This is a genomic window from Methylobacterium sp. 4-46 (assembly GCF_000019365.1).
GTDB lineage: Bacteria > Pseudomonadota > Alphaproteobacteria > Rhizobiales > Beijerinckiaceae > Methylobacterium.
On the sequence record NC_010511.1, the window covers coordinates 5,251,535 to 5,276,173 of the forward strand.

The following is a 24,639-nucleotide window of genomic DNA, read 5'->3' on the forward strand; positions in this document are numbered from 1 at the left end:
CCGTCCGGCCGGACGGGCCCGCGGCGCGCTTAAAGCACGTTTCGCGCGCCTGGGCATCAGGCCGCGGCGGGAACACGCCCCGCCGTGCGGGGATGGTCCGGCGGAGCCGGAGACGACGCCATGATCAGCACCCGCCTGCACGCCGCCATCGACTACACGGTCCCGGCCCTCGTGACGCTGCTCGCGGCGGGCCCGGGCCGCAGCCCCGCCGCCCGGCGCCTGATGCGGGCCGTGTCGGGCTGGAACTACGCCTACTCGCTCTGCACGAGCTACGAGGGCGGACTCGTGCGGGCGATCCCGATGCGCGGGCACCTCGCCCTCGACACGGCCGGCGCCCTCGCCTACCTGGGCAGCGCGGCGCTCGGCGACCGCATGCCCGCCCGCGACCGCCTGCTCCTGGCGGGGATCGGGGCGGCGCAGCTCGCGGTGATCGGGCTCAGCAACCGCGGCGGCGCAAGGTCCACACCAGCCAACCGGCAGTAGAAGAAGCGCGAGGGCCGGTCGCGTCGCGCGCCGGCGACGGGTTCGGGACCGGGCGGAGGAAGCGGCGCCATGGGCGGCAGGACGCAGTTTCGGGTCGGCATCGCGGCGCTCGCCCTGGCGGCGGGTTTGGTCCCGGCGGCGGCCGGATCCTTCGAGTTCGTGCCGGCCCCGCAGGCCGACCTCAACCGCGTCTACCGGGTCGACAAGGTCACGGGCGAGGTGACCTCCTGCCAGTACGGCCTGCAGGAGAACACGATCGGCACCACCCTGTGCTTCGGCCCGGGCGAGGGCGCGGGGCCGCAGGCCCCGTCCGAGTACGGGCTCGTGGCCTCGCGGCACCTGCGCGAGGCGGGCGTGTTCCGGGTCAACCACCGCACCGGCGCCATGAGCATCTGCTACGTCCTCGACGAGGCCGTGGTCTGCACGCCCCAGGCGGCGGCGGGCGCCGAGGCGGCGCCGAGGGGCAACGTGGCGACGGCGCAGCCCGCCCGGCCCTGAGCGGCGCCGGACGGGACTCTTCCCGGGCGGCAGCGCCGCGTGCTAGGGCCAGCGCGCCCGGGCGGCCAGCCCGGGTGAGCCAGCCGAGAGCCGCGCCGATGCCGTCCGCACGCCCCTCCCCCCGTCCCGCCGGAGGCCCGGCGTGAGCGCCGCCCTCAAGCGCGCGGCCGCCGCCAGGGCGCTCGACCTCGTCGCGGACGGGATGCGCCTCGGCCTCGGCACCGGCTCCACCGCGGCCGAATTCGTCGAGCTGCTGGGCGCGCGGGTGCGGGCCGGGCTCTCGGTCGTCGGGGTGCCGACCTCGGAGGCCACGCACCGGGCCGCGCAGGCGGCGGGCATCCCCCTCACCACCCTCGACGAGACCCCCGAACTCGACCTGACCATCGACGGCGCCGACGAGATCGACGGGGCGCGCCGCCTCATCAAGGGCGGCGGCGGCGCGCTGCTGCGCGAGAAGATCGTGGCGGCGGCGAGCCGGCGCATGGTCGTGATCGCGGATGCGGGCAAGCGGGTCGAGACGCTCGGGCGCTTCCCGCTGCCGGTCGAGGTGGTCCCCTTCGGCCTCGCCGCCACGCGGCGCGCCGTGGAGGGCGCCCTCGGCCGCGCCGGCTGCGCGGGCGAGGTCGCGCTGCGCCGGGCCGCGGACGGCGCGCCCTTCGTCACCGACGGCGCCCACCTGATCCTCGACGCGCATCTCGGCCGCATCCCGGATCCCGAGGCCCTGGCCGCCGCGCTCGCGGCCGTCCCCGGCGTGGTCGAGCACGGCCTGTTCCTCGGCCTGTGCAGCGGCGCCATCCTGGCCGCCGATGAGGCGGGCGAGGTGCGCCTCCTGACCCTCGGCACCCTCTGAGCGCCCCCGGGCCCGCGACCTCGCGGCCCGCCCCCGATCCTCCTCCGCGCCGCAATCGCCCCCGAAACCGGCGCGCCTCACATCGGAGCCTCCTCATGCCCCTGCGTCCCGCGCCCGCCCTGGCGGGCCTCCTCGTCGCGCTCCTGGCGACCGCGCCCCTGGCGACCGCACCCGCCGCAGCCCAGAAGGCGGCGCCGGCCGCCCCCGCCGCGCCGGCCCCCGCCGCGCCCAATCCGGCGATCTCGCCGAGCCACTTCGCCCTCGCCAAGGAGGTGATGCTGAGTTCCGGCATCGCCCGCTCGTTCGACTCGATCGTCCCGGTCTTCAGCGAGCAGATCAAACAGGCGGCGGTCACCCGGCCCGAACTGACCAAGGATCTCGACGACGTCCTCGCCAAGCTGCAGCCCGAGATGGAGCTGCAGAAGCAGCGGATGATCGACACCGCCTCGCGCATCTACGCCGAGAAGCTGAGCGAGGCGGAGCTGCGCGACATCGCCGCCTTCTTCCGCTCGCCCGCGGGCAAGCGCTACGTCGAGACCCAGCCCCAGGTCCTCGACGACATGGTGCAGGCGATGCAGGCCTGGACGCAGGAAGTCTCCGAATACGTGATGGTCCGGGTGCGCGCCGAGATGGGCAAGCGCGGCCATCAGATGCAGTGATCCCTTGACCGCCGCCCTGACGCGCAACCGGGGCGCCGCCCGGTCCGACATCGCGCAGCGCCTCTCCGGCGCCGGAGCCCTGCTCCTCGTCGCCCTGCCGCCCGCCATGGCGGCCGCGAACCGGTCGAGCCCCCTGGTCGTGGGGGCGGCCGCGCTCGCGCTCCTGGCCGGGGCCCTGCTGGCGGAGGGCGGCCGCGCCGTGGGGGCGCGGCTCGCCGCGCCCCTCGCGACGCCGCTCGGGCGGGTCGCCCTCGCCTTCCTGGCCTGGTCCGCCCTCAGCCTCGCCTGGAGCCCGGTGCCGGCGACCTCGCTGCGCATGGCGGGGGAGTTCGGCCCGACCCTGCTCGCCGCCTACCTGGTCGCGACCCTGGCGCCGCCCCACCTGGCGCCGCTCGCCCGGCCGGCCGCCCTCGTGCTCCTCGCCACCTGCCTCGCCGTCGAGGCGGACCTCGTCAGCGACGTGGCCCTGCGGCGGCTCCTGCACGAGCGGGCCTTCGACTACGTCTACAACCGGCCGCTCGAACTCGCCGTGCTGCTCGCGGTGCCGGTGGCCGCGCTCACCGCCCGGGCCGGGCGCCCGCTCCTGGCGCTCGCGGCCGCGGCCGCCGCGGCGCTCGCCGCGTGGTACTCGGCGAGCGGCGCCTCCGCCCTCGCGGCGCTCGCGGCGGCCGGGGCCTACGCGGCCGCGCGGCTCCTGCCGCGTCGCGCGGTGCTGGCCCTCGCCGGGGCGGGGCTCGCGGGCGCGGTCGCCCTGGCCCCGCTCGAAGGGGACATCCTCGCGGCCCTGTTCCCGCCCAAGCTCCACGCGCGCATGGCGGCGAGCAACACGCGCGAGCGCGTGGTGATCGCCCAGAGCTTCGGGGCGGCGGTGGCGCAGGATCCCTGGCGCGGGGCCGGCTTCGGCACGAGCGCGCGGTTCGACCGGCTCCCCGTGGCGGAGCGCCTCGATCCCGAGATGCGGCCGATGCTGACGGCCGGCCACCCGCACAACAGCTTCCTGCAGGTCTGGGCCGAGCTCGGCCTCGTCGGCGCGGCGCTCGCCGCCGCGGCGCTGCTCCTGACCCTGCGCGCCCTCGCGGCCTGGCCGGACCGGGCCCGCGCGGCGGCGCTCGCGGCTCTCGCAGGGGCGGCCTCGATCGCCTTCGTCGGCCACGGGGCGTGGCAGGGCTGGTGGATCGCCGGGCTCGGCGCCCTCGCGGCGTGGCTGCGCGCGCTCAGCGCCGCGCCGCGGGTCTGACGGTACCCGGCCGCTCCCCGCGGCCGGGCGGCTCTGCTTATATGCCGCTCGGGTCCCGGCAGGGCCGGGCCGGCGTCAGGGAGATCGGCGATGAGCAGCGGGACCGGCGGTGAGGGCTTCGACGTCGACCTCTTCGTGATCGGGGGCGGCTCCGGCGGGGTGCGCGCGGCGCGGATCGCGGCGGGCTACGGGGCCCGGGTGATGCTCGCCGAGGAGTACCGGGTCGGCGGCACCTGCGTCATCCGCGGCTGCGTGCCGAAGAAGCTGATGGTCTACGCGAGCCGCTTCGCGGACGAGTTCGAGGACGCGGCCGGCTTCGGCTGGACCGTCGAGGCGCCGCGCTTCGACTGGGCGACGCTCAAGCGCCATCGGGACGCCGAGGTGACGCGGCTCGAGGGCATCTACGCCACGAACCTGATGCGGGCGGGCGTCGAGGTCGTGGCCGAGCGGGCGGTGATCGAGGGCCCGCACGCGGTGCGGCTGCTGCGGTCCGGCCGCAGCGTGCGCGCCCGGATCATCCTGGTGGCGGTCGGCGCCCACCCGGTGAAGGAGCCGCCGATCCCGGGGGCGGAGCTCGGCATCACCTCGAACGAGATCTTCGAGTTGGAGGAGCAGCCGCGCCGCATCCTGGTGGTCGGCGGCGGCTACATCGCGGTGGAATTCGCGGGCGTCTTCGCGGGGCTCGGCAGCCGCACCACCCTGCTCCATCGGGGCGACAAGCTGCTGCGCGGCTTCGACGACGAGATCCGGCAGGCCCTCGGCGAGGCCTATGCGCGGCGGATGGACCTGCGGCTCAACCGCACCATCGGGCGGCTGGACCGGGAGCCCGACGGGATCCGGGCCTCGCTCGACGACGGGTCGAGCCTGGTGGTCGATCAGGTGCTGGTGGCGACGGGCCGCCGCCCGAACGTGCAGGGTCTCGGCCTGGAGACGGTCGGGATCGGCCTCGACCGGGCGGGCGCGATCCCGGTCGACCGCTTCTCGCAGACCGGGGTGCCGTCGATCTACGCGGTCGGCGACGTGACGAACCGGGCCGCCCTGACGCCGATCGCGATCCGGGAGGGCCACGCCTTCGCCGACACGGTGTTCGGCGGCAAGCCCTGGGCGGTGGACCACGGCCTGATCCCGACCGCCGTCTTCTCCACGCCCGAGATCGGGGTGATCGGCCACAACGAGGACGTGGCGCGCGGCCTCTACGGCGAGGTCGACGTCTACGAGGCGCGGTTCCGGCCGATGAAGGCGACGCTGTCGGGGCGCGAGGAGCGCGTCCTGATGAAGCTGGTGGTGGCGCGGGACGGCGACCGGGTGGTCGGGGTGCACGTGCTCGGCCACGACGCGGGCGAGATCATCCAGGCGGCGGCGATCGCCGTGACGATGGGCGCGACCAAGGCGGATTTCGACCGCACGATCGCGGTCCACCCGACCGCGGGCGAGGAACTCGTCACCCTGCGCACGCCCGCGGCGATCAAGCGGCCGGTGGGAGTGGGGTAGCGGGCGGCGCGACGGGCCGGTCAAGCCCTCGGGCCCCACCGCGACGACCATCGCGGCCTGCGCGCGGCCCCGTCAGGCCGGGTCGAACCGGATCGGCTGCGCGCCCTTGTAGAGCGTCATCCGGCCGAGATCGTAGACGTGCTCGAGGCCGGTCGTGACGGTGAGGAAGTGGTTGCCGGCGAGCTGGCCGACCTTGCTGGCGAAGTGCACGCCGCCATAGGCCAGCAGGATCTCGGTCTCGCTGATCCCGCCCGGATACAGGATCATCTGGCCCGGGGCCGGGTAGCTGGTGTGGTTCTCGTAGCCGACGCCGAAATCGAGGTCGCCGAGCGGCATCCACACGCCCTCGCCGCTCCAGCGGACATGCACGATCTCGCTCACGAAGGGCAGCGCCTTGACGAAGGCCGCGCAGGTGTTGGGCGCTTTCTCCAGTTCGAGCCGGCCGACGAGGTCGTAGGGCCCCGCCTTGATCTTGAGTTCCTGCACGGTTGAGTCTCCTCGGGATGGGGATGATGGTGCGCCGCCTCAGGCCGGGCGGCCGACGGGAGCAGGATCCGAGCCAGCCCGCATCGCCCGGATCTCCTCCGGCGGCGCGATCTCCTCCGGCGTCGCGCAGAGGCGCAGGCGGCGCATCCGGGCGCCGAGGCGCGGCGAGGCGGTCAGCACCGCGAGCGGCACGGCGAGCAGGGGCCCGAGCAGGAGCGGCGCGAGCCAGGGCAGCAGGCCGGGCGCGACGAGGCCGACGGCGAGGCCGAGGCCGGCACCGATCAGCACCACGTCGGCGAGGCCGCGGATGGCGGCGCCGAGCGTCACCCCGGCCGCGTCGCGGCGCTGCCGCCCCCAGACCGGCCGGCGCCCGAGCAGCAGCCGGACCACCACGACGCTGAGCCGCAGCATTGCGATCCCGTAGAGCAGGAAGGAGAACAGCGTCTCCGCCAGGATGCCAGCCAGGAAGGGCAGGAGGCCGCCGTGCCGGGCGGTGTCGCGCCGCGCCAGGACCTCCGCGTAGCCCGCCGCCTTGGGCGCGACCGAGAGGGCGAGCCAGGCGAGGTACAGGGCCGCCGCGAGCCCGGCCGGCGTCTCCCGCGGCAGGTCGAGGAGCCGCCAGGGCAGCAGGAGCAGGACCAGCAGCGTCGCCGGGGCGCCGCAGAACATCAGGATCGCCCAGAGCAGCTGGACGCGGCTCACCGCGAGCAGGCCGGGCAGCCGCAGCAGGCGCACGTATTGCAGGTTGCCCTGGCACCAGCGCGCGTCGCGGGCGAGGTGGTCGAGGAGGGTGGGCGGATTCTCCTCGAAGCTGCCGGTCTCCAGCGGCAGCAGCCGCACCTCGTAGCCCGCCCGCCGCATCAGCACGGCCTCGACCTGATCGTGCGACAGGATCGGCCCGCCGAACCGGCCCGGGCCGAGGACCGGCAGCCGGCAGGCGGCCGCGAAGGGGGCGATGCGCAGGAGGGCGTTGTGGCCCCAGAACGGCCCGCACTCCCCGCTCCACCACGCCATGGCGAGGCTGTAGGGCCGCATGCCGTGGCGCATGCCGAACTGGAACAGGCGCGTGAAGGGGCTCTCGGCGGGCGCCCCGACCACGAGGCCCTGCAGGATCCCGATCCGCGGATGCGCCTGCACGATGCGCACGAGAAGCAGGATGGCCTCGCCGGTCATCAGGCTGTCGGCGTCGAGGGGCAGCATCAGCTCCTCCTCGGCCCGGGCGCAGAAGTCCTGCAGGTTGCCGGCCTTGAAGCCGGCATTCTCGGCCCGGCGCCGGTAGTGCAGCCGCGCCGCCTCCGCGGGCGGCAGCGCGGCGCGCCACGCGGCGAGGCAGGCTTCCTCGCGCGCCGCGATCGCGGGATCGTCGGTGTCGCTGAGGACGTGGAAGCCGAACCAGGCCCCGTGGCCGGTGCGCGCGAGGCTCTCCTGCACGACGCGCAGGCGCGCGAGGGCGCGCTCGGGCTCCTCGTTGCGCAGGGTCATCACCACCGCGGTGCGCAGCCGCGGCGGCTCGGGCCGCTCGCCCGCGGCCGCGAAGGGGGCCGCCGCCGCGAGCCCGGCCGGCCCGGCGCGCAGCAGCCAGAGCCCGATCAGCGCGTGCCAGAAGCCCAGCACCGTCCAGGGCAGCGCCACGAGGCACAGGGCCAGGAGGGCGAGGTCGAGGGCGTCGAGGCCCCCCGCCCCGAGCACCGCGACGAGGCCGGCCGCGAAGCCCGCGCAGGTGACGAGCGCGGCCGCGAGGAGGAGAAGGCGCCGCCGGCGCAGGGTGCCGGAGGCTTGCGGCCCCGCCAGCGTCGTGAGAGGAGCGGAGCCGCCGGGGGGACCCTCGGCCAGGACCGGGGAGTCAGGGTGCCGCATCGGTCGCAATCCGGCGCAGGCGACGAGGGGATCGGACCGGTCTCGGCGCGGGCGCTGTGGTACACCGCGCCCGGTCGGGCGGAGCTGCGACGCCAGACATTGCCCCCTCTCAGCCCCGGCGAGGTCCGGGTTCGCACGGTGTGGACGGCGCTCAGCCGCGGCACCGAGCGCCTCGTCTACGAGGGGCGGGTGCCGGAGCGCGTCCGCGCGCGGATGCGCGCCCCCGCCCAAGAGGGCGATTTCCCGTTTCCGGTCAAGTACGGCTACTGCGCGGTCGGGCGGGTCATGCCGGACGGCCCTGTGGTGTTCGCGCTGCAGCCTCATCAGGAGGCCTTCGCGAGCCGCCCCGAATCCCTGGTGCCGCTGCCGCCGGACCTGCCGCCCCGGCGCGCGCTGCTGGCCGCCAACATGGAGACCGCGCTGAACGGTCTGTGGGATTCGGGGGCGGGGCCGGGCGACCGCGTCGCGGTGGTGGGCGGCGGGCTGGTAGGGCTGCTCGCGGCCCATCTGGCGGCGGGGCTGCCGGGGGCCGAGGTCACGCTGATCGACCGCGACCCGGCGCGCGCCGGCCTCGCGCGGCATCTCGGCCTCCCCTTCCGCCTCCCGGCCGAGGCGCCGGGCGAGGCCGACGTGGTGATCCACGCCAGCGCCGCGGCGGAGGGCCTCGCACTCGCCCTCGACCTCGCGGGCGAGGAGGCCTGCGTGACCGAACTCAGCTGGTACGGCGACGGCGAGGTCGCGGTCCCCCTCGGCGCGGCCTTCCACCCGCGCCGCCTGCGGCTGGTGTCGAGCCAGGTCGGGCAGGTGCCGCCCGCCCGCCGCCCGCGCTGGGACCGCCGCCGCCGCCTGCTGAAAGCCCTCGACCTCCTGCGCGACCCGCGCCTCGACGCGCTGATCACCGAGGAGGTCGCCTTCGAGGCCCTGCCGGCCGCCCTGCCCCGGCTGCTCGCCCGCGACGCCCCGGGCGTCTGCACCGCCATCCGCTACCAACCCGCCGAGATCGCCTGATGTACGCCGTCGAAGTCCGCGACCACGTGATGATCGCCCACAGCTTCCGGGGCGAGCTGTTCGGGCCCGCCCAGGCGCTGCACGGGGCGACCTTCGTGGTCGACGTGGCCTTCTTCCGCGAGGCCCTGAGCCCGGACGGGGTCGTGGTCGATATCGGCCGGGCGGGCGAGACCCTGCGGCGGATCCTGGCGCCGCTCAACTACCGCAACCTCGACGACCTGCCCGCCTTCGCGGGCCGCAACACGACGACCGAGTTCCTGGCCGGCCACATCCACGCCGCCATGGCCGCGGCGGTGCGGGCCGGGGAGGTCGGGCCCGGCGCCGAGGGGGTCGCGCGCCTGCGCGTGACGCTCCACGAATCGCACGTCGCCCGGGCCTGGTTCGAAGGACCGCTCGCGCCGTGAGCGACGCCTTCCTCGCCGTCCCGGGCGACCTCGCCGCGCCGACCGGGGGCTACGCCTATGCGCGCCGCCTGCTCGCGGCGCTCCCGGGCCAGGGGCTGCGCGCGTCGCACCTCGCCCTGCCGGGCGGGTTCCCGATGCCCACGGACGAGGATCTCGCGGCGACGCGGGCGGCCTTCGCCGCCCTGCCGCCCGGCCCTCCCCTGATGGTCGACGGCCTCGCCTACGGGGCGCTTCCCGCCGAGGCGATCCGGGCGGCCGGCGACCGGCCCCTCGTCGCCCTCGTGCACCACCCGCTCTGCCTGGAGGAGGGCCTGTCCGACGAGGCGGCGGCCCGGCTGCGCGCGCGCGAGCGCGCCGCCCTTGGGCTCGCGCACCGCGTGGTCACGACGAGCGGCACGACGCGCGACCTGCTGGTGCGCGACTTCGGGGTGGCGGCGGGGCGAATCACCGTGGCGGAGCCCGGCACCGATCCGGCGCCTCCCAATCCGGTCCGGCCCGGCCCGGCGGTCTCGCTCCTCGCGGTCGGGACCCTGATCCCGCGCAAGGGTTACGCGGTGCTGATCGAGGCGCTGGCGCCCCTGCGCGGTCTCGACTGGACGCTCGCCGTCGCGGGCGCCCTCGACCGCGACCCCGCCTGCGCCGCGGCGGTGCGGGAGGCTGCGGCGGCGGCGGGCCTGGGCGGGAGGGTGCGCTTCCTCGGGGCGGTCGACCCCGTCCGGCTCGACCGGCTCTACGCCGAGGCCGACCTCCTCGTCTCGGCCTCCCTGTTCGAGGGCTACGGGATGGCCCTGGCCGAGGGGCTCGCCCGCGGCCTGCCGATCATCGCCACCACGGGGGGCGCCGCCGCCGCGACCGTGCCGGACGCGGCCGGGCTCAAGGTGCCGCCGGGCGACGCGCCGGCCCTGCGCGAGGCCCTGCGCGGCCTGGTCACCGATCCCGACCGCCGCCGCGCGGCGGCCTGCGCCTCCCGGGCGGCCGGCCTCGCCCTGCCGCGCTGGGAGGACACTGCCGCGCGGGTCGCGTCCTGCTTGAGGGAGGCCGGGAGATGAGCGGGTTCAGCCCCGCATGGCTGGCCCTGCGCGAGCCCGCCGACCACGCCGCCCGGGATCGCGACCTCGCCGCGGCGCTCGGGCGGGCGATGGCGGCGCGCGGCGAGAGCGTGCGCGTCCTCGATCTCGGCTGCGGCACCGGCTCGAACCTGCGCGCGCTCGCGGGGCTGCTGCCGGCCCGCCAGGACTGGCTCCTCGTCGACCACGATCCCGCGCTCCTCGGCGCCGCCCGGGCGGCCCTGATCGCCTTCGCGGACCGGGCGGAGGCGCGGGGCGACGACCTCCTCCTCTCCGTGGCCGGGCGGGCGCTCAGCGTCGCGTTCCGCCGCGCGGACCTCGCGGACGGCCTCGTCCCGCTCCTCGCCCCGGCGGCGCCGCCCGACCTCGTGACCGCGGCCGCCCTGTTCGACCTCGTCTCCGAACCCTGGATCGCGGCGGCTTCGGACGCGGTGGCGCGGGCGGGCGCCCTGTTCTACACCGCGCTCACCTTCGACGGCGCCGAAAGCTGGACCCCGCCCCATCCGGACGACGCGGCGATCCACGCCGCCTTCCTGGCCCATCAGGACCGGGACAAGGGGTTCGGCCCCGCCGCGGGACCGCGGGCGACGCGGGCGCTGGAGGCCGCCTTCCTGGCCCGCGGCTACGCGGTCGCGCAGGCCGAGAGCCCGTGGCGGGTCGGCGCCGGCCCCCTGCGGGACGCGCTCGCCGCCGGCAAGGCGGCGGCGGCGACGGAGACCGGGCTCGTCCCGGCCGAGCGGGTGGCCGCGTGGCGCGCCGCCCGGGCCGGCCGCGCGGGCGAGGCGGTGATCGGACATCGCGACCTGCTGGCCCTGCCGCCCGGGTGAGCAGCGCACGCCGCGCCGAGCCGCCTCAGCGCGGCGCGCGGGCCGCGAAATCCTGCTCGAATTCCTGCAGCTCGGTGGGGTTGAGGTCGGAGACGGCCCAGAAGGTCAGCCCGGCCTGCGACCAGTGCAGCAGGCCGTAGCCCTCCCGCGCGCTGCCGGCGGACCAGCCGCCGCTGCCCGGCCAGACGAACAGGTTGATGACGTGCCCGCGCCGCCGGTAGACCAGGGCCGCCACGACCCGGCCGCCGACATAGTCGAGGCGCCCGCCGACCAGGTCGAAGCCGCGATCCGACAGGTCGACGACCGGCGGCGCGAAGTCGAGCCTGCCGGAGAACCACGGCTTCACGGTGTGCTGGTCGCTGGACGGGACGTCCGTGAGGTGGTTCGCGAGGAGCGAGCGGACATGGCCGGAGACGAGGTCGTCGCGCAGGGCCCCGTTCCGGTCGAGGCCGAGCGGCAGGAATGCGACCGCGAGGCTCGCCGCCAGGGCCAGGGCGGCCGGGGCGAGCAGCCGGCGCAGCGGCCGCGCCGGGGACCGGGCGGCCTCCTCCGCGTCGAGGGCCGCCGCCACGCGCCGCCGCAAGGCCGCCGGGGCGGAATGGCGCACCCCGTCGCGGCGGCGCAGGTCGCGCTCCTCCCGCAATCGCCCGTACGCCGCGCGGCAGGCCGGGCAGGACTCGAGATGCGCCTCCAGCCCGAGCGCGTGGGCGGCGTCGAGCTCCCCGTCGAGGAGCCCGTGGAGCAGCAGCGCGCGGTCGCGGCAGGGATCGGGACGGGGCGCGCTCATGGCGTTTCGTGCTCCTTGGGGACGGGCAGGGATTCCTCCCCGAAGCGGCGGCGCCAGGCGGCGCCGAACAGGGCCCGCGCCCGGGCGAGGCGCGACATCACCGTGCCGACCGGCACGCCCGTCACCGCCGCGACGTCGCGGTAGGACAGATCCTCCAGCTCGCGCAGGACGAGCGTCTCCCGGAACGGCTCCGGCAGGGCCGCCACCAGGGCGCGCACGGCGGCGATCTCGTCGCCCCGGGCGAGGGACGCCTCGGGCGTCTCGGCCTCCCGGTCCCAGGGGTCCTCGGGGCCGCCCTCCTCCGCCGCGCCGGCGGCCGCCCGGGGGCGCGCCGCCGCCCAGCTCCGGGCGCAGTTGCGGACGATGGCGAGGAGCCACGCCCGGGCGTCGCCGCCCCGGAAGCCGTCGAAGCCGCGGAAGGCCCGCAGCATCGCCTCCTGCACGATGTCCTCGGCCGCATCCGCGTCCCGGGCGAGGAAGCGCGCGAGGCTGTAGGCCGCGTCGAGATGCGGCAGCACGGTCGCGTCGAAGAGAGCCCTCGCCCGGATCATCGGCGCTCACCGGGCGGCGAGCGCGGGCCGGGCGGGAGCCGGCACCTCGACGGGGATCCGCGCCGGCAGCGCCGCCAGCCCCATCAGCAGGCCGGCGAAGAGCGCGAGGCCGGCCAGCGGGTCGCGCCAGGAGCAGGCGTGATCCTGCGGATCATAGGGCATCGCGCGACCTCCCGGGCCGGAGCCGGATCCGGGCCCTCATGGCGAGGGCCCTCATGGCGAGAATCCTCATGGCGAGGCCTCCGCGGAGGCCCGGATCTCGATCACGCCCACCATATGCGGATGCAGGGCGCAGAAGTACCGGACTTGCCCCGGGCGCTCGAAGCGGGCCGCGAAGCGCTCGTCCGTGTCGAGGGCGGGCGAGTGGAAGGAGCCATCCTCCGCCGCCACGACGTGGGGGATGTCGTCCGCGTTGGTCCAGGTCACCACGCTGCCGGGCGCCACGACCAGCAGGGCGGGCGAGAACACGAAGTTCTCGATGCGCACGGAGGCGGCGGCCGCCCGGGCGGGGCCGAGGGCCGCGAGGAGCGGGAGCGCCAGGACGGCGCGGCGGGACGGCGCCGGGAGGGAGGTCGGCATCGCGCGCTCCTCAGGCGGTCAGCGGCGCGTCGAGGATGGCGAGCGGGCCCGCCCCCGGCACGAAGGAGACGCTGGCGATGCCGAGGTGGCGGCGCAGCTCGCCCGGCGGCAGCCTCATCGGCCCCGGCGAGGGCGCGGCGCCGGGTGCGGGCTGCGGGAAGGCCGTCGAGCGCGCGGTGTGGAAGGCGACCGTCCCCTCGACCTTTTGCATCACCTGGTGGATGTGCCCGTTCAGCACGGTCACCGAGCCGAAGCGGCGCAGCAGCGCGAGCGCCCGCGCGCCGTCCTCGGTGCCCCAACCCCACTCGGGATAGACGCTCCAGAGCGGGATATGGGCGAAGACCACGATCGGGGTCGAGGAGGACAATCCGGCGAGGTCGGCTTCGAGCCAGGCGAGCTGCTCGGCCCCGAGCGTGCCGAGCCCGCCCGCCCTGAGGTCGACCACGTTGACGAGGCCGACGAAGTGGAGGCCGCCCTGGTCGAAGCTGAACCAGCCGGCACCCCGCGTCCCCCGCCCGTAGCGCGCCAGATAGGCGCGGCCTCGCCCCTCATCGAGGATGTCGTGCTCGCCGGGCACGAAGACGAGCGGCAGGCCGGTCTCGCGCAGGATCTGGTCCGCGTCGTCGAACTCCCCCTCCCGCGACAGGTGGCTGATGTCGCCGGTGTGCAGGATGAAGGCCGGCTTCTCCGGCAGGGCGCGGATCCGCGCCACGGCCTCGCGCAGGGTCAGGCGCGCGTCGGGATTGGCCGCCTTGTCGAAGCCGACATGGCTGTCGCTGATCTGCAGGAAGCGCAGGCCTCCCTCCGGGTCCGCGGCGCGCGCCGCACCGAGGCCGACCGCCCGCGGCAGGCCGCCGCCCGCGCTCCAGAGAAGGCCGGTCCCGGCCCAGGTCATGCACTCCAGGAAGCCGCGCCGGTCGATGCCGTCCGCGTCCCGTCCCGCCTCGCCACGCCCGCCGTTCCGCGCCATGGTGACCTCCTCGCGGGGCATCCTCGCGCCCCACCCGTCCAGACCCGGGCCGGCGCGGATTTATTCCCGGCGCCTCGCGGAAGCTGGACGGATTCTTGCCTCGGCGGCTTCCTGCGGCCAGGGCAGCGCGGGAGGGGACGGGAGCGCGGATGGACCTCAACACGATCACCGCTCATCTGACGCCGCGCGGGCGGGAGGATCTGGCCGCGTGGCGGCCGGGCGACGCGTGGCTCGCGGGCGGGACCTGGCTGTTCTCCGAGCCGCAGCCTGGCGTGACGCGGCTCATCGACCTCGCGCGGCTCGGCTGGCCGCCCCTCGAAATCGACGCGGAGGGCATGCGGATCGGCGCGACCTGCACCATCGCGCGCCTCGACCGCGCGGAATGCCCCGCCGCCTGGATCGCGGCGCCGCTGATCGGCCAATGCTGCCGGGCGCTGCTCGGCTCCTTCAAGATCTGGACCATGGCCACGGTCGGCGGCAACCTCTGCATGGCCCTGCCGGCCGGCCCGATGATCGCGCTCACCGCCGCCCTCGACGGCACCTGCCTGATCTGGCAGCGCGACGGCGGCGAGCGGCGGCTGCCCGTGACCGAGTTCGTGCGCGGCCCGCAGGAGACCGCCCTGCAGCCCGGCGAGGTGCTGCGCCGGATCGACCTGCCGGCCGAGGCGCTGCGGCGGCGCGCCGCCTTCCGGCGGATCTCGCTCAGCCCGAACGGGCGCTCGGGCGCGCTGCTGATCGGCACGCGGGACGCGGCGGGCGCCCTGGCCCTGACCGTCACGGCCTCGACCCGCCGCCCGGTGCGGATCGCCTTCCCGGCCCTGCCCGCTGCCGGCGCGCTGGCCGCGGCGCTCGCCGACGCGATCCCGCCGGGCCTCACCCACGACGACGTCCACGGCGCGCCGGAATGGCGCCGGCAGGTCACCCTCCTCCTCGCCGAGGAGATCCGGCAGGAGCTCGACGGAGACGCGTGCGGATGATGCTGACGGTCAACGGCCTCTCCCAGGAGGCGGCGCCGCGCCCCGGCCAGTGCCTGCGCACCCTGCTGCGCGACCTCGGCTGGTTCGGCGTGAAGAAGGGCTGCGACGCCGGCGATTGCGGCGCCTGCACGGTCCATCTCGACGGGGAGCCGGTGCATAGCTGCCTCGTCCCGGCCCTGCGGGCGGAGGGGCGCGCCGTCACGACGATCGAGGGCCTGTCCGGCCCCTGCGGGCCCGATGCGGCGGTGCCCGACCGGCTGCACCCGGTCCAGGAGGCCTTCCTGGCCGCGCAGGGCTTCCAGTGCGGCTTCTGCACGCCTGGCATGGTGATGACCGCCGCCGCCCTCGACCAGGGCCAGCGGCGCGACCTCGGCGCCGCCCTCAAGGGCAATCTCTGCCGCTGCACCGGCTACCGGGCGATCGCGGACGCGATCGCCGGGATCGCCGACGCGATCGCCGGCAGCGCGGACGCGAGTGCGGGCAGCGTCGCGGCCGAGGGCGACGGGGCGGGGGGTGATCCCTGCGGCCGCAGCCTGCCCGCCCCGGCCGGGCCGGCGGTGGTGAGCGGGCGGGCGCGCTACACGTTCGACCTCGCGGTCGAGGGGTTGCTCCACCTCAAGGTGCTGCGCTCGCCCCACGCCCACGCGGAGATCCTGCAGGTCGACCGCGCCGCCGCCCTCGCGGTGCCGGGGGTGGTGGCGGTATTCACCCACGAGGACGTGCCGGCATCCCGCTACTCGACCGGGCGCCACGAGGATCCGCGCGACGACGCGCCCGACACCCTGATGCTCGACCGGATCGTGCGCTTCGTCGGGCAGCGGGTCGCCGCGGTGGTGGCGGAGAGCGAGGCGGCGGCCGAGGCGGGCGTGGCCGCCCTCGTCGTGACCTACGCGCCGCGCCCGGCCCTGCTCGATGCCGAGCGGGCCCTCGATCCGGACGCGCCGCGCGTCCACGATCCGGGGCCGCCCGGCGCCGACGCCCCGCCGCTCCACCCTCATCCGAACATCGCGGCCGAGGTGCACGGACAGGTCGGCGACGTCGAGGCCGGCTTCGCCGAGGCCGACCTGGTGATCGAGGGCACGTACCGCTCGCAGCGCATCCAGCACGCCCACCTGGAGACGCACGGGGCGCTGGGCTGGCGCGACGAGGCGGGCCGCCTCGTCCTTCGCACCAGCAGCCAGGTGCCCTTCCTGACCCGCGACGCCCTCGCGGCGCTGCTGGGCCTCGACCGGGCGCAGGTGCGGGTGCTGTGCGGGCGGGTCGGCGGCGGCTTCGGCGGCAAGCAGGAGATGCTGACCGAGGACTTGGTGGCCCTGGCGGTGCTGCGCCTCGGGCGGCCGGTGAAGTGGGAATTCACGCGCGGCGAGCAGTTCACCGGGGCGACGACCCGCCACCCGATGCGGGTCCGCGTCAAGCTCGGCGCGCGGCGCGACGGCACGCTCACCGCCATCGCCCTCGACGTGCTCGCCGAGACCGGCGCCTACGCCAACCACGCGGGCGGCGTGCTCCACCACGGCTGCAACGAGGTGATCGGCGTCTATCGCTGCCCGAACAAGCGGGTGGACGGCGTCTCGGTCTACACCCACACGGTGCCGGCGGGGGCCTTCCGGGGCTACGGCCTGAGCCAGACCATCTTCGCGGTCGAATCGGCGATGGACGACCTCGCGCGCGGCCTCGGCCTCGACCCCTACCTCCTGCGCCGCCGCAACGCGGTGCGGCCGGGCGATCCCCTGGTCTCGACCAGCCTGGAGCCCCACGACGTCGCCTACGGCTCCTACGGGCTCGACCAATGCCTCGACCGCGCCGAGGCGGCGATGCGGGAGCCCGGCGGCGAGGCCCCGCCCGGGCCCGGCTGGCGCGTCGGCGAGGGCATGGCGATGGCGATGATCGACACGATCCCGCCCCGCGGGCACCGCGCCGAGGCCCGCCTCTCGCTCACCGGGGCGGGCACCTACGCGCTCGCGGTCGGCACCGCCGAGTTCGGCAACGGCACCGCGACGGTGCACGGGCAGATCGCCGCCTCGGTGCTCGGGACGCGGCCGGGGCGGGTGCGCCTGCACGCCTCCGACACCGACGCGGTCGGCCACGACACCGGCGCCTACGGCAGCACCGGCACGGTGGTGGCCGGGCAGGCGACGTTGCGGGCGGCGGAGGACCTGGCGCGGGCGATCCGCGCCGCGGCGGCGGCCCGCACCGGCACGGACCCGGCGGCGTGCCGGCTCGCGGGCGAGGCGGTCGAGACCCCGGCCGGCCCGGTGCCGCTCGCGGATCTCGCGCCGCTCGACGCGGTCGGGCGCGCGGATGGCAGCCCGCGCTCCGTGGCCTTCAACGTGCAGGCTTTCCGGGTCGCCGTGCATCCGGGGACCGGCGAGGTGCGGATCCTGCGCAGCGTGCACGCGGCGGATGCGGGCCGGGTCATCAACCCGATGCAGTGCCGCGGCCAGATCGAGGGCGGCGTGGCGCAGGCGCTCGGCGCGGCGCTCTACGAGGAGGTGCGCCTCGACGGCGCGGGCCGCGTGGAGACCCAGAGCTTCCGCAGCTACCATATCCCGGCCTTCGCGGACGTGCCGCGCACCGAGGTCCTCTTCGCCGACACCTACGACCGGATCGGTCCGCTCGGCGCGAAATCGATGAGCGAGAGCCCGTTCAACCCGGTGGCGGCGGCGCTCGGCAACGCCATCCGCGACGCGACCGGTGCCCGGCTCACCGAGACTCCCTTCGCGCCGGACCGGATCTACCGGGCGGTCGCGGCGGCGCGCACCTGCGGGTCCTGACCCTGCTGCGCCGGCGCCTCAGGGTGAATGTGTCGTACGACATCCGGCGGATTGCGTCGCCATGCGGATGTCGGCTTCGCTCAAGCCCTGAAGGATGAAGGACGCATATCGGCAGAGCGCCGTGAACCTGCTGATCCTTCCAATTCCCTACAAGTGCCGCCGGTGAGGCGGGACCGTTGCGGCATCCGCATCGTTCCTCCTGCTGCGGGTGCCAGGAGCATCGTGCCGAAGCCGTGCAGCGCGCGCGTCGGCCCGCGCAGCCGCCTCAATTGGCCTTTGCGGTCGCCGCCGCGTCGGCCCGCTTGGCCGGCGCCCCCGACGCCTTGGCCTCGCCGCCCGCCCGCTTCTGGGCGGCGGCCTTGGGATTGGCCGGCTTGTGCGCCTCGGCAGGCTTGTGCGCGTCGCTCGTCTTGGCCGCCGGGTGGGCGTGCGGCGCCTTCCTGGGGGCCGGCGGCGTCGGCTCGGGCGCGGGCGGCGGCGGCAGCGCCGCCTGGGCGGTCGGCGGCGCCGCGGCGGTGCCGAACAGGTTGCCGAGGAGCTTGCGGTAGGCCGACGGGTCGTCCTCCGCGCTCGCCACGGTCACCGGGGCGGGCGCCGCCGCGCCGGCGGCCGGCGCGGCGGCGAGCGCCTGCGCGGCCTCCCGGCTCGGGATCGCGGGCGGCTCGGCGGCGGGCGCCGCGAAGGCGAGCGCGGTCGGCTTCGCGGAAGGCTTCGCACCGCCGAGCTTGCGGGCCGCCGCCCCGTTCGCGGCCTCGGCCCGGCCGTCATGCGCCTTGCCGTCCGGCGCCTTCGCGTCCGCCGCCTTGGCCTCGGCCATCAGGATCGGCCGGCCCTTGGCGTCGACCGGGATCTCCTCGGGTCCGGCCGCGATCGCCTCCGGCCGGCTCACCATGCCGAGATCGGGCCGCCGCGCCTGCTCGGCGAAGAGCTGCGTGCTCGGCGCCGTCTCGCGGAAGAACGGGTGCTGGCCGCCATCCCTGTAGACCACCCGCACGGACGGAGCGCCCTTGGCGATCAGCTCGGCGACCTGCTGCTCGTCCTTGCCGCGCTTCTCCGCCACCAGCGGGTCGACCTTCGGGGCGCAGGACCCCGCCGCCGCATCCTGGCCGCCGAACACGTAGCGGGTGCCGCAGACCCCGACCCGCGGCTCCTCGTGCAGGGCCTCGAAATAATCCGAGCCCTCCTTGAGGTTCTTCCAGAACGGCATGTTCGGGTCGTTGCGGTACTTGGCGAGGTTCTCCGCATTCATCCGAAACGGGTAGGACTGGAACTGGAAGGCCCGCTGCCCACCCGCGAAGGCCTCGCGGGCGATGGCGTAGATCTCGGCGATCGCCTCGTCGGTCATCGCGAAGCAGCCGGCCGAGGAGCAGGTCCCGTGCACCATCAGGTAGGTGCCGGTGCGGTTGTTCGCCCGGTCGAAGGCGTTCGGGAAGCCGGTGTCGAACGAGAGGTAGTAGGAGGAGTTCGGGTTCATCTGGCCCGGAGTGATCGGGTAGAACCCCTCGGGCGCCTGGCGGTCGCCCTGCCGGATCTTCGGGCCGAGCTGGCCGGACCAGCGGCAGATCGGGAAGGTCTTGAGGAGCGCGTAGCGGCCGTCGCTGCCGCGCTTCCACACCTCCATCTCGGATTCCTTCTTGAAGGCCCGGATGAGGATCGGATCGCCCGGCGACATGCCCTTCTGGGACATCAGCGCCACGGTCTTCTGCGGGATCGGCTGCAGGTGGCGGGTCGAGCCGCCGGAGTACATCCCGCCGTCCTGGCAGGCCCCGAGGGACAGGGCGAGCAGGAGACCGCTTGCCGCCAGCACCGCACGCTTCGCCATGGGGCTCCCCGTTCTCGCCAAATGCCCGAAGCACAATGCCGCTTCGGATCGACCTCGCCCAACCCCATAGCTTCGTTAAGCTTGACCGGACCTTACCGCAAGCAGCGGCGGCCCGCCTGTCCCTCGCTCAACGATGGCCGGGACGGTCGCGCCGCGCGGCGGCCCGGACGAGATCGCGCACCAGGGCATCGTCGCCGTCTTCGGCGAAACGAAGGCCGAGCGAGGCCGAGCGCGTGTGAATCCTGTGGAAGTCGAGATCCTCCATCCCCAGGTCGATCCGCTCCGCCCGGGGGCTCGCGGCCCCGGGCTCGACTTGCAGGACCAGGACGCGATTGCGCGACGGCGCGCGTGACAGCATGTCGCAGATGGCGATCGCGTCCTCGGGCGCCACCGGCCAGGCCGACAGAATGTAGTGCTGGTTGACCGCCTCCGGATCGGCGAGCGCCGCGCGCAGGCGGCGCACGCCGGCCTCCAGGAAGCGGTAATCCTCGGGCGAGGTCGCCGGATCGTGGTGGTTGAACACCACCGGCACGCCGCAGCAGGCGCGGTAGTAGCGGTGGCGGCAGCGGGTCAGCGCCGGGTCGGGCCGTTCCTCGGGCGGCACGGTCTCGTACTCGGCGGGGTCGAGGAGCCGGGCGAAATCGTTCGCGAGGCAGTCCCGGACCATCGCGGCCGAGGAGAAGATCCAGTCGAAGGGCCCCGACCAGCCGCGCAGGCCCGTCTCCTTCAGCACCTGCGCCATGTGGCAGTGGCTGCCCAGCGAGATGTGGTTGGTGCGGCCCGGCTCGCGGCTGTCGGCGTGGCGGCCGAGGCGGCCGAGCAGCCGGGCCGCGAGCCCGCCGGTCACAGCTTGCGCCCGATCTCGAGGAATTTCTGGGCGCGCTGGTCGCGCAGGGCCTCCGCGTCGAGGCCGTCGAGCCCGGCGAGACCCTCGGCGATGGCCTCCTCGGCGGCGCGGAACGCGGCCGCCGGGTCGCGGTGGGCCCCGCCGGTCGGCTCGGGCACGATGGCGTCGATCACGCCGAGGCGCAGCAGGTCCTGGGCGGTGATCTTCATCGCGGTGGCGGCGTCCTGCGCGCGCCCGGCGTCGCGCCACAGGATCGAGGCCGCCCCCTCGGGCGAGATCACGCTGTAGATCGCGTGTTCGAGCATCAGCACCCGGTTGGCGGTGGCGAGCGCGATGGCGCCCCCCGAGCCGCCCTCCCCGATCACCAGGGCGAGGTTCGGGGTGCCGAGGGCGAGGCAGGCCTCCGTCGAGCGGGCGATGGCCTCGGCCTGGCCGCGCTCCTCGGCGTCGATGCCCGGATAGGCCCCGGCCGTGTCGACGAAGGTGAGGACCGGCAGCCCGAAGCGCCCGGCGAGGTCCATGAGGCGGACCGCCTTGCGGTAGCCCTCGGGGCGGGCCATGCCGAAATTGTGGCGGATGCGCGCCTCGGTGCTGGCGCCCTTCTCCTGCCCGATCACGCAGACGGGCCGCCCGCGGAAGCGGCCGAAGCCGCCCACGATGGCCTCGTCCTCGCCGAAGCTGCGGTCGCCGGCCAGCGGCGTGAACTCGCTGATCAGCGCGTCGCAGTAATCGACGAAGTGCGGGCGCTGCGGATGGCGGGCGACCTGCGTCTTCTGCCAGGGCGTGAGGGCGGCGTAGAGCTCGGCGAGGGCCGCGGCGGCCTTGCTCTCGAGCCGCGCCACGTCCTCGGCGATCGCCACCGCGCCGTCGCGGGCGCCGAGGGCGCGCAACTCCTCCAGCTTGGCCTCGAGTTCGGCGACCGGCTTTTCGAAATCGAGGTAGGAGCGCATCGGATCCCGTGCTGATCGGTCCGTCGGGGGCGCGCGGCCGGCTCCTGACAGGGCCCGGCCCCGCATGCGGAGCGTCCGGCCGGCGAGGGCCGCGCGGCGGGCGGGCACCGCTTGGCGGACGGGCCCGGCCCTGTCAACCCGCGATCGGCGCGGCCCGCGCCGGCCGCGGGGCTGCGCCCGCCCGCCCATCCCTTGCTCTTCGTCACCGGAGCGTCATGCTGGCGCGCGAGATCGGACGGGATGCGGAGACGGGCCGGATGGCATCGCGCGAGGGCAACCGGGACGAGTGCCACGTGCTCGTCCTGCAGGGGGGCGGCGCGCTCGGCTCCTACCAGGCCGGCGTCGTCGAGGCGATGCAGGAGGGCGGGATCGCGCCCGAATGGGTCGCCGGCATCTCGATCGGGGCGATCAACGCCGCGATCGTCGCCGGCAACCCGCCGGAGCGCCGCGTGGCGCGGCTGCGCAGCTTCTGGGAGCAGGTCAGCTCCGGCTTCCAGGTGCAGCCGCTCTGGCCGGGCGAGCAGGCGCGCAGCCTGCTCAACGAGATCAGCGCGAATTTCGGCGCCACCTTCGGGATCGCGGGCTACTTTCAGCCCCGGCTGCCCCCGCCCTACCTGTTCCCGCCCGGCGCGCCCGAGGCGCTGAGCTACTACGACACCGCGGCGTTGCGCGAGACGCTGCTCCAGCTCGTCGATTTCGACCGGATCAACCGGCGCGAGACGCGCCTCAGCGTCGGGGCCGTCAACATCCGGACCGGCAACTTCACGTATTTCGACAACCTGCGCGACGAGATCGGCCCCGAGCACATCATGGCCTCGGGCGCCCTGCCGCCGGGTTTCCCGCCGGTCGAGATCGAGGGCGAGCATTACTGGGACGGCGGCCTGGTCTCGAACACGCCCCTGCAGCACGTCCTCGACGAGGAGCGCTGCCGGGACCTGATGATCTTCCAGGTCGACCTGTTCAGCGCCCGCGGGCCGATGCCCCGCACCCTCTCGGAGGCGGCCGAGCGCGAGAAGGACATCCGCTACTCCAGCCGCACGCGGATGAACACCAACGACCAGGTCGAGATCCGGCGGGCCAAGACCGCCTTCCGGCGCCTCGCCGAGAAGCTGCCGCCGGAGCTGCGCGAGGACCCGGACGCGGCCTTCCTCTCGGAGATCAGCCACGAGAACGCGGTGTCGATCCTGCAGCTGATCTACCGGCGAAAGACCTACGAGGGCAACGCCAAGGATTACGAGTTTTCGCGCCAGACCATGCTGGAGCATTGGTCGGCCGGCCGCAGCGACGTGCGCCGCTCGTTCCGCCACCGCGAGTGGCTCGCGCGCTGCCGGCCGGATGAGGCGGGCGTCGCGGTGTTCGACCTCACGCGGGACGCCCGCGACTGAGCCCCGCCCCGGCGGTCCCCCTTCCCCATCGAGCCAGGAGGCTTGCATGACCCTCACCGCGAAGACCGCTGTCGTGACCGGATCGACGAGCGGAATCGGCCTCGCCATCGCGCGCGCCTTCGCCAAGGAAGGCGCCAACGTGGTGCTCAACGGCTTCGGGAAGCCGGAGGAGATCGAGCGCGAGCGCGCCGGCATCGAGTCCGAGTTCGGCGTGAAGGCGCTCTACTCGGGCGCCGACATGTCGAAGCCGGAGGAGATCGCCGGGATGATCGCCGAGGCGGAATCCGCCTTCGGGGCCGTCGACGTGCTGGTGAACAACGCCGGCATCCAGTTCGTCTCGCCGATCGAGGAGTTCCCGCTCGCCAAGTGGGATCAGATCATCGCGATCAACCTCTCCTCCGCGTTCCACGCGATGCGGGCCGCGATCCCCGGCATGAAGCGCAAGGGCTGGGGCCGGATCATCAACACGGCCTCGGCCCACTCGCTGGTGGCCTCGCCCTACAAGTCCGCCTACGTCTCGGCCAAGCACGGCATCGCCGGGCTCACCAAGACCGCGGCGCTCGAACTCGCGCCGCACAAGGTCACGGTGAACTGCATCTCGCCGGGCTACGTCTGGACGCCGCTCGTGGAGAGCCAGATCCCCGACACCATGAAGGCGCGGGGCCTGACCCGGGAGCAGGTGATCGACGACGTGCTGCTGGCGGCCCAGCCCACCAAGGAATTCGTGACCGTCGACCAGGTGGCGGCGCTCGCGGTCTTCCTGTGCTCGGATGCGGCGAGCCAGATCACCGGCGCCAACATCTCGGTCGACGGCGGCTGGACCGCCGCCTGACGGCGCCCGGCCGGCTCCGCGCCGGCCGGCCCTCAGCCGAGGGCGCGCTCGATCAGCCGCGCGGCGGCCAGCGCCCGGCCGTCGTCGCCGAAGCGGGCGATGACCTGCACGCCGAGCGGCAGGCCGTTCGCGTCGGTCTCGACCGGCACGGTCACGCAGGGCACCCCCATCAGCGTCCAGAGGCGGTTGAAGCGCGCGTCGCCCGTGGAGGCGAGGCCCTCCGGCGCCGGCCCCGGGGCCGCGAGGGTCAGGATCACGTCGACGCCGTCCTCCGCGAAGACGTCCTTGAGGCTGCGCCGGGCCCGGTGGGCCACGCGCCGGCCCGAATCGTAGGCCTCGGTGGGGATCTCGCGCGCCGCGTCGAGCTGGGCGCGCAGGAGCGGCGGCAGCGCGTCGCGGTGGGTGTTGTATTCCCAGGCGAGCGCCTGGGCGGCCTCGTAATCCTGGATCACCGGGTGGACCGCGAAGGCCTCGCCGAAGAGCGGCGGCAGGGCGAGGTCGCGCACCCGCGCGCCCGCCCGCTCCGCCGCCGCGGCGGCGCGGTCGAGGGCGGCGAGCGCCTCGCGGGCGGGCGGCGCGCAGAAATCCTGCCGCACCACGCCGATCCGGGGCTGGCCGGGATCCCCCGCCGGAAGGTCGATCGCCGGCCGCGCGGCGAGGAGCGCCAGGGCCCGGGCCGCGTCCGCCACCCGGGCCGCGAAGAGGCCGACCGTGTCGAGGGCCCAGGAATAGGTCTTCACCCCGACGGTGGGCAGCAGGCGGAAGGACGGCTTGACCCCGACCACCCCGCAGAAGGCGGCGGGGCGGATCACCGAGCCGCCGGTCTGGGTGCCGAGGGCGAGCGGCACCAGCCCGGCCGCGACCGCGGCGGCGGAGCCGGCCGAGGAGCCCCCCGGCGTGTGCGCGAGGTTGCGGGGATTGCGGGTCGGCGTCGGGTCGAGGAAGGCGAAGGCGGTCGTCGTCGTCTTGGCGAGGGGCACGGCGCCGAGGCGGCGCAGCCGCGCCACCACGGGCGCGTCCGCCCGCGGGCGCCAGCCCGCGTAGATCGCCGAGCCCATCTCGGTCGCGAGGTCGGCGGTGTCGATGATGTCCTTGACGCCGACCGCGATGCCGGCGAGCGGCCCCTCCGCGGGCACCGGGCCGGGAGGCAGGGTGCGCAGGATCGCGCCGACCTCGCGGTCGCCGGCAGCGATGGCCTCCCGGGCCTGGGTGATCGCCCCCTCGGCCGTGAGGCGGCCGTCGCCGATGCGGGCGCGCAGATCGAGAAGCGAGAGCATCCGAGCCTCCTGTGCCGTCAC

24 protein-coding genes and 1 pseudogene are annotated in these 24,639 nt (G+C 75.5%); 14 read left to right on the forward strand and 11 right to left on the reverse strand.

Going from position 1 to position 24,639, the window contains the following annotated elements; all coding sequences use genetic code 11:
- Nucleotides 1-120 precede the first annotated feature (120 nt).
- The 6 genes from M446_RS22950 (at nt 121) to gor (ending at nt 5,218) form a co-directional block, all read left to right on the forward strand.
- Nucleotides 121-483: a hypothetical protein gene (locus M446_RS22950; RefSeq protein ID WP_012334492.1), complete on the forward strand. Its 363-nt coding sequence runs from the start codon at nt 121-123 to the stop codon at nt 481-483.
- A gap of 69 nt (nt 484-552) precedes the next feature.
- Nucleotides 553-981 (forward strand): hypothetical protein, encoded by a 429-nt coding sequence (locus M446_RS22955; RefSeq protein WP_012334493.1) that lies wholly within the window; start codon nt 553-555, stop codon nt 979-981.
- 142 nt (nt 982-1,123) lie between these two features.
- Entirely contained in the window at nt 1,124-1,831 is a 708-nt protein-coding gene (gene rpiA, locus M446_RS22960; protein WP_012334494.1) for a ribose-5-phosphate isomerase RpiA, read from the forward strand.
- Between the two features lie 95 nt (nt 1,832-1,926).
- Complete coding sequence (locus M446_RS22965) at nt 1,927-2,490, forward strand: DUF2059 domain-containing protein (RefSeq protein ID WP_012334495.1); 564 nt, start codon at nt 1,927-1,929, stop codon at nt 2,488-2,490.
- 4 nt (nt 2,491-2,494) lie between these two features.
- Nucleotides 2,495-3,727, forward strand: a complete 1,233-nt coding sequence (locus tag M446_RS22970; protein WP_012334496.1) for an O-antigen ligase family protein — start codon at nt 2,495-2,497, stop codon at nt 3,725-3,727.
- Between the two features lie 90 nt (nt 3,728-3,817).
- Nucleotides 3,818-5,218, forward strand: coding sequence for a glutathione-disulfide reductase (gene gor / locus M446_RS22975; protein ID WP_012334497.1), 1,401 nt, complete (start codon nt 3,818-3,820; stop codon nt 5,216-5,218).
- Nucleotides 5,219-5,290: 72 nt separating this feature from the next.
- On the opposite strand, the gene M446_RS22980 is transcribed toward gor, so the two are convergent.
- Nucleotides 5,291-5,704 (reverse strand): DUF3830 family protein, encoded by a 414-nt coding sequence (locus tag M446_RS22980; RefSeq protein WP_012334498.1) that lies wholly within the window; start codon nt 5,702-5,704, stop codon nt 5,291-5,293.
- Between the two features lie 39 nt (nt 5,705-5,743).
- Nucleotides 5,744-7,561 (reverse strand): glucans biosynthesis glucosyltransferase MdoH, encoded by a 1,818-nt coding sequence (mdoH, locus tag M446_RS22985; protein WP_012334499.1) that lies wholly within the window; start codon nt 7,559-7,561, stop codon nt 5,744-5,746.
- A gap of 138 nt (nt 7,562-7,699) precedes the next feature.
- On the opposite strand from mdoH, the gene M446_RS22990 reads away from it, so the two are divergent.
- Genes M446_RS22990 through M446_RS23005 form a run of 4 tightly spaced genes read left to right on the forward strand, consistent with a single transcriptional unit; the run spans nt 7,700 to nt 10,867 of the window.
- Complete coding sequence (locus M446_RS22990) at nt 7,700-8,569, forward strand: NAD(P)-binding protein (protein WP_012334500.1); 870 nt, start codon at nt 7,700-7,702, stop codon at nt 8,567-8,569.
- Nucleotides 8,569-8,973: a 6-pyruvoyl trahydropterin synthase family protein gene (locus M446_RS22995; protein ID WP_012334501.1), complete on the forward strand. Its 405-nt coding sequence runs from the start codon at nt 8,569-8,571 to the stop codon at nt 8,971-8,973. The genes M446_RS22990 and M446_RS22995 overlap by 1 nt, the downstream gene beginning before the upstream one ends.
- Nucleotides 8,970-10,022 (forward strand): glycosyltransferase family 4 protein, encoded by a 1,053-nt coding sequence (locus M446_RS23000; protein WP_012334502.1) that lies wholly within the window; start codon nt 8,970-8,972, stop codon nt 10,020-10,022. Before M446_RS22995 ends, M446_RS23000 begins: the two co-directional genes overlap by 4 nt.
- Nucleotides 10,019-10,867, forward strand: coding sequence for a class I SAM-dependent methyltransferase (locus M446_RS23005; RefSeq protein WP_012334503.1), 849 nt, complete (start codon nt 10,019-10,021; stop codon nt 10,865-10,867). Before M446_RS23000 ends, M446_RS23005 begins: the two co-directional genes overlap by 4 nt.
- A 25-nt stretch (nt 10,868-10,892) precedes the next feature.
- Here M446_RS23005 and M446_RS23010 read toward each other — a convergent pair whose 3' ends face one another.
- The 5 genes and pseudogenes from M446_RS23010 to M446_RS23025 all read right to left on the reverse strand — a co-directional run bounded on the left by M446_RS23010 (nt 10,893) and on the right by M446_RS23025 (nt 13,754).
- Entirely contained in the window at nt 10,893-11,654 is a 762-nt protein-coding gene (locus M446_RS23010) for an anti-sigma factor family protein (RefSeq protein WP_012334504.1), read from the reverse strand.
- A pseudogene (locus M446_RS23015) lies at nt 11,651-12,169 on the reverse strand (sigma-70 family RNA polymerase sigma factor); the annotation flags it as partial. The gene M446_RS23010 and the pseudogene M446_RS23015, both read right to left, overlap by 4 nt.
- Before the next feature lie 42 nt (nt 12,170-12,211).
- Nucleotides 12,212-12,367: a hypothetical protein gene (locus M446_RS38290; protein WP_012334506.1), complete on the reverse strand. Its 156-nt coding sequence runs from the start codon at nt 12,365-12,367 to the stop codon at nt 12,212-12,214.
- Nucleotides 12,368-12,433: 66 nt separating this feature from the next.
- Nucleotides 12,434-12,784 (reverse strand): cupredoxin family copper-binding protein, encoded by a 351-nt coding sequence (locus M446_RS23020; protein WP_012334507.1) that lies wholly within the window; start codon nt 12,782-12,784, stop codon nt 12,434-12,436.
- Nucleotides 12,785-12,794: 10 nt separating this feature from the next.
- Nucleotides 12,795-13,754, reverse strand: a complete 960-nt coding sequence (locus tag M446_RS23025) for a metallophosphoesterase family protein (protein ID WP_012334508.1) — start codon at nt 13,752-13,754, stop codon at nt 12,795-12,797.
- 149 nt (nt 13,755-13,903) lie between these two features.
- Between M446_RS23025 and M446_RS23030 the strand changes: the two genes are divergently transcribed.
- Together M446_RS23030 and M446_RS23035 are read left to right on the forward strand one after the other, a co-directional pair.
- A complete protein-coding gene (locus M446_RS23030) occupies nt 13,904-14,731 on the forward strand; it encodes an FAD binding domain-containing protein (protein WP_012334509.1) in 828 nt (275 codons plus the stop codon).
- Entirely contained in the window at nt 14,728-17,505 is a 2,778-nt protein-coding gene (locus M446_RS23035) for a molybdopterin-dependent oxidoreductase (protein WP_012334510.1), read from the forward strand. Before M446_RS23030 ends, M446_RS23035 begins: the two co-directional genes overlap by 4 nt.
- 265 nt (nt 17,506-17,770) lie before the next feature.
- Here M446_RS23035 and M446_RS23040 read toward each other — a convergent pair whose 3' ends face one another.
- The 3 genes from M446_RS23040 to M446_RS23050 all read right to left on the reverse strand — a co-directional run bounded on the left by M446_RS23040 (nt 17,771) and on the right by M446_RS23050 (nt 21,124).
- Nucleotides 17,771-19,327 (reverse strand): L,D-transpeptidase family protein, encoded by a 1,557-nt coding sequence (locus M446_RS23040; RefSeq protein WP_012334511.1) that lies wholly within the window; start codon nt 19,325-19,327, stop codon nt 17,771-17,773.
- A 127-nt stretch (nt 19,328-19,454) separates the two neighbouring features.
- Nucleotides 19,455-20,174, reverse strand: coding sequence for a papain-like cysteine peptidase (locus M446_RS23045; protein ID WP_012334512.1), 720 nt, complete (start codon nt 20,172-20,174; stop codon nt 19,455-19,457).
- Nucleotides 20,171-21,124: an acetyl-CoA carboxylase carboxyltransferase subunit alpha gene (locus M446_RS23050; protein WP_012334513.1), complete on the reverse strand. Its 954-nt coding sequence runs from the start codon at nt 21,122-21,124 to the stop codon at nt 20,171-20,173. The genes M446_RS23045 and M446_RS23050 overlap by 4 nt, the downstream gene beginning before the upstream one ends.
- A gap of 257 nt (nt 21,125-21,381) precedes the next feature.
- Between M446_RS23050 and M446_RS23055 the strand changes: the two genes are divergently transcribed.
- Both M446_RS23055 and M446_RS23060 read left to right on the forward strand, forming a co-directional pair.
- Complete coding sequence (locus tag M446_RS23055; RefSeq protein WP_210161163.1) at nt 21,382-22,509, forward strand: patatin-like phospholipase family protein; 1,128 nt, start codon at nt 21,382-21,384, stop codon at nt 22,507-22,509.
- Between the two features lie 46 nt (nt 22,510-22,555).
- Nucleotides 22,556-23,341 carry a 3-hydroxybutyrate dehydrogenase gene (locus M446_RS23060; protein WP_012334515.1) on the forward strand — a complete coding sequence of 262 codons (786 nt, stop codon included), beginning with the start codon at nt 22,556-22,558 and terminating at the stop codon, nt 23,339-23,341.
- 32 nt (nt 23,342-23,373) lie between these two features.
- Here M446_RS23060 and M446_RS23065 read toward each other — a convergent pair whose 3' ends face one another.
- On the reverse strand, nt 23,374-24,618 hold the full coding sequence (locus M446_RS23065) for an amidase (protein WP_012334516.1): 1,245 nt from the start codon (nt 24,616-24,618) through the stop codon (nt 23,374-23,376).
- Nucleotides 24,619-24,639 lie beyond the last annotated feature (21 nt).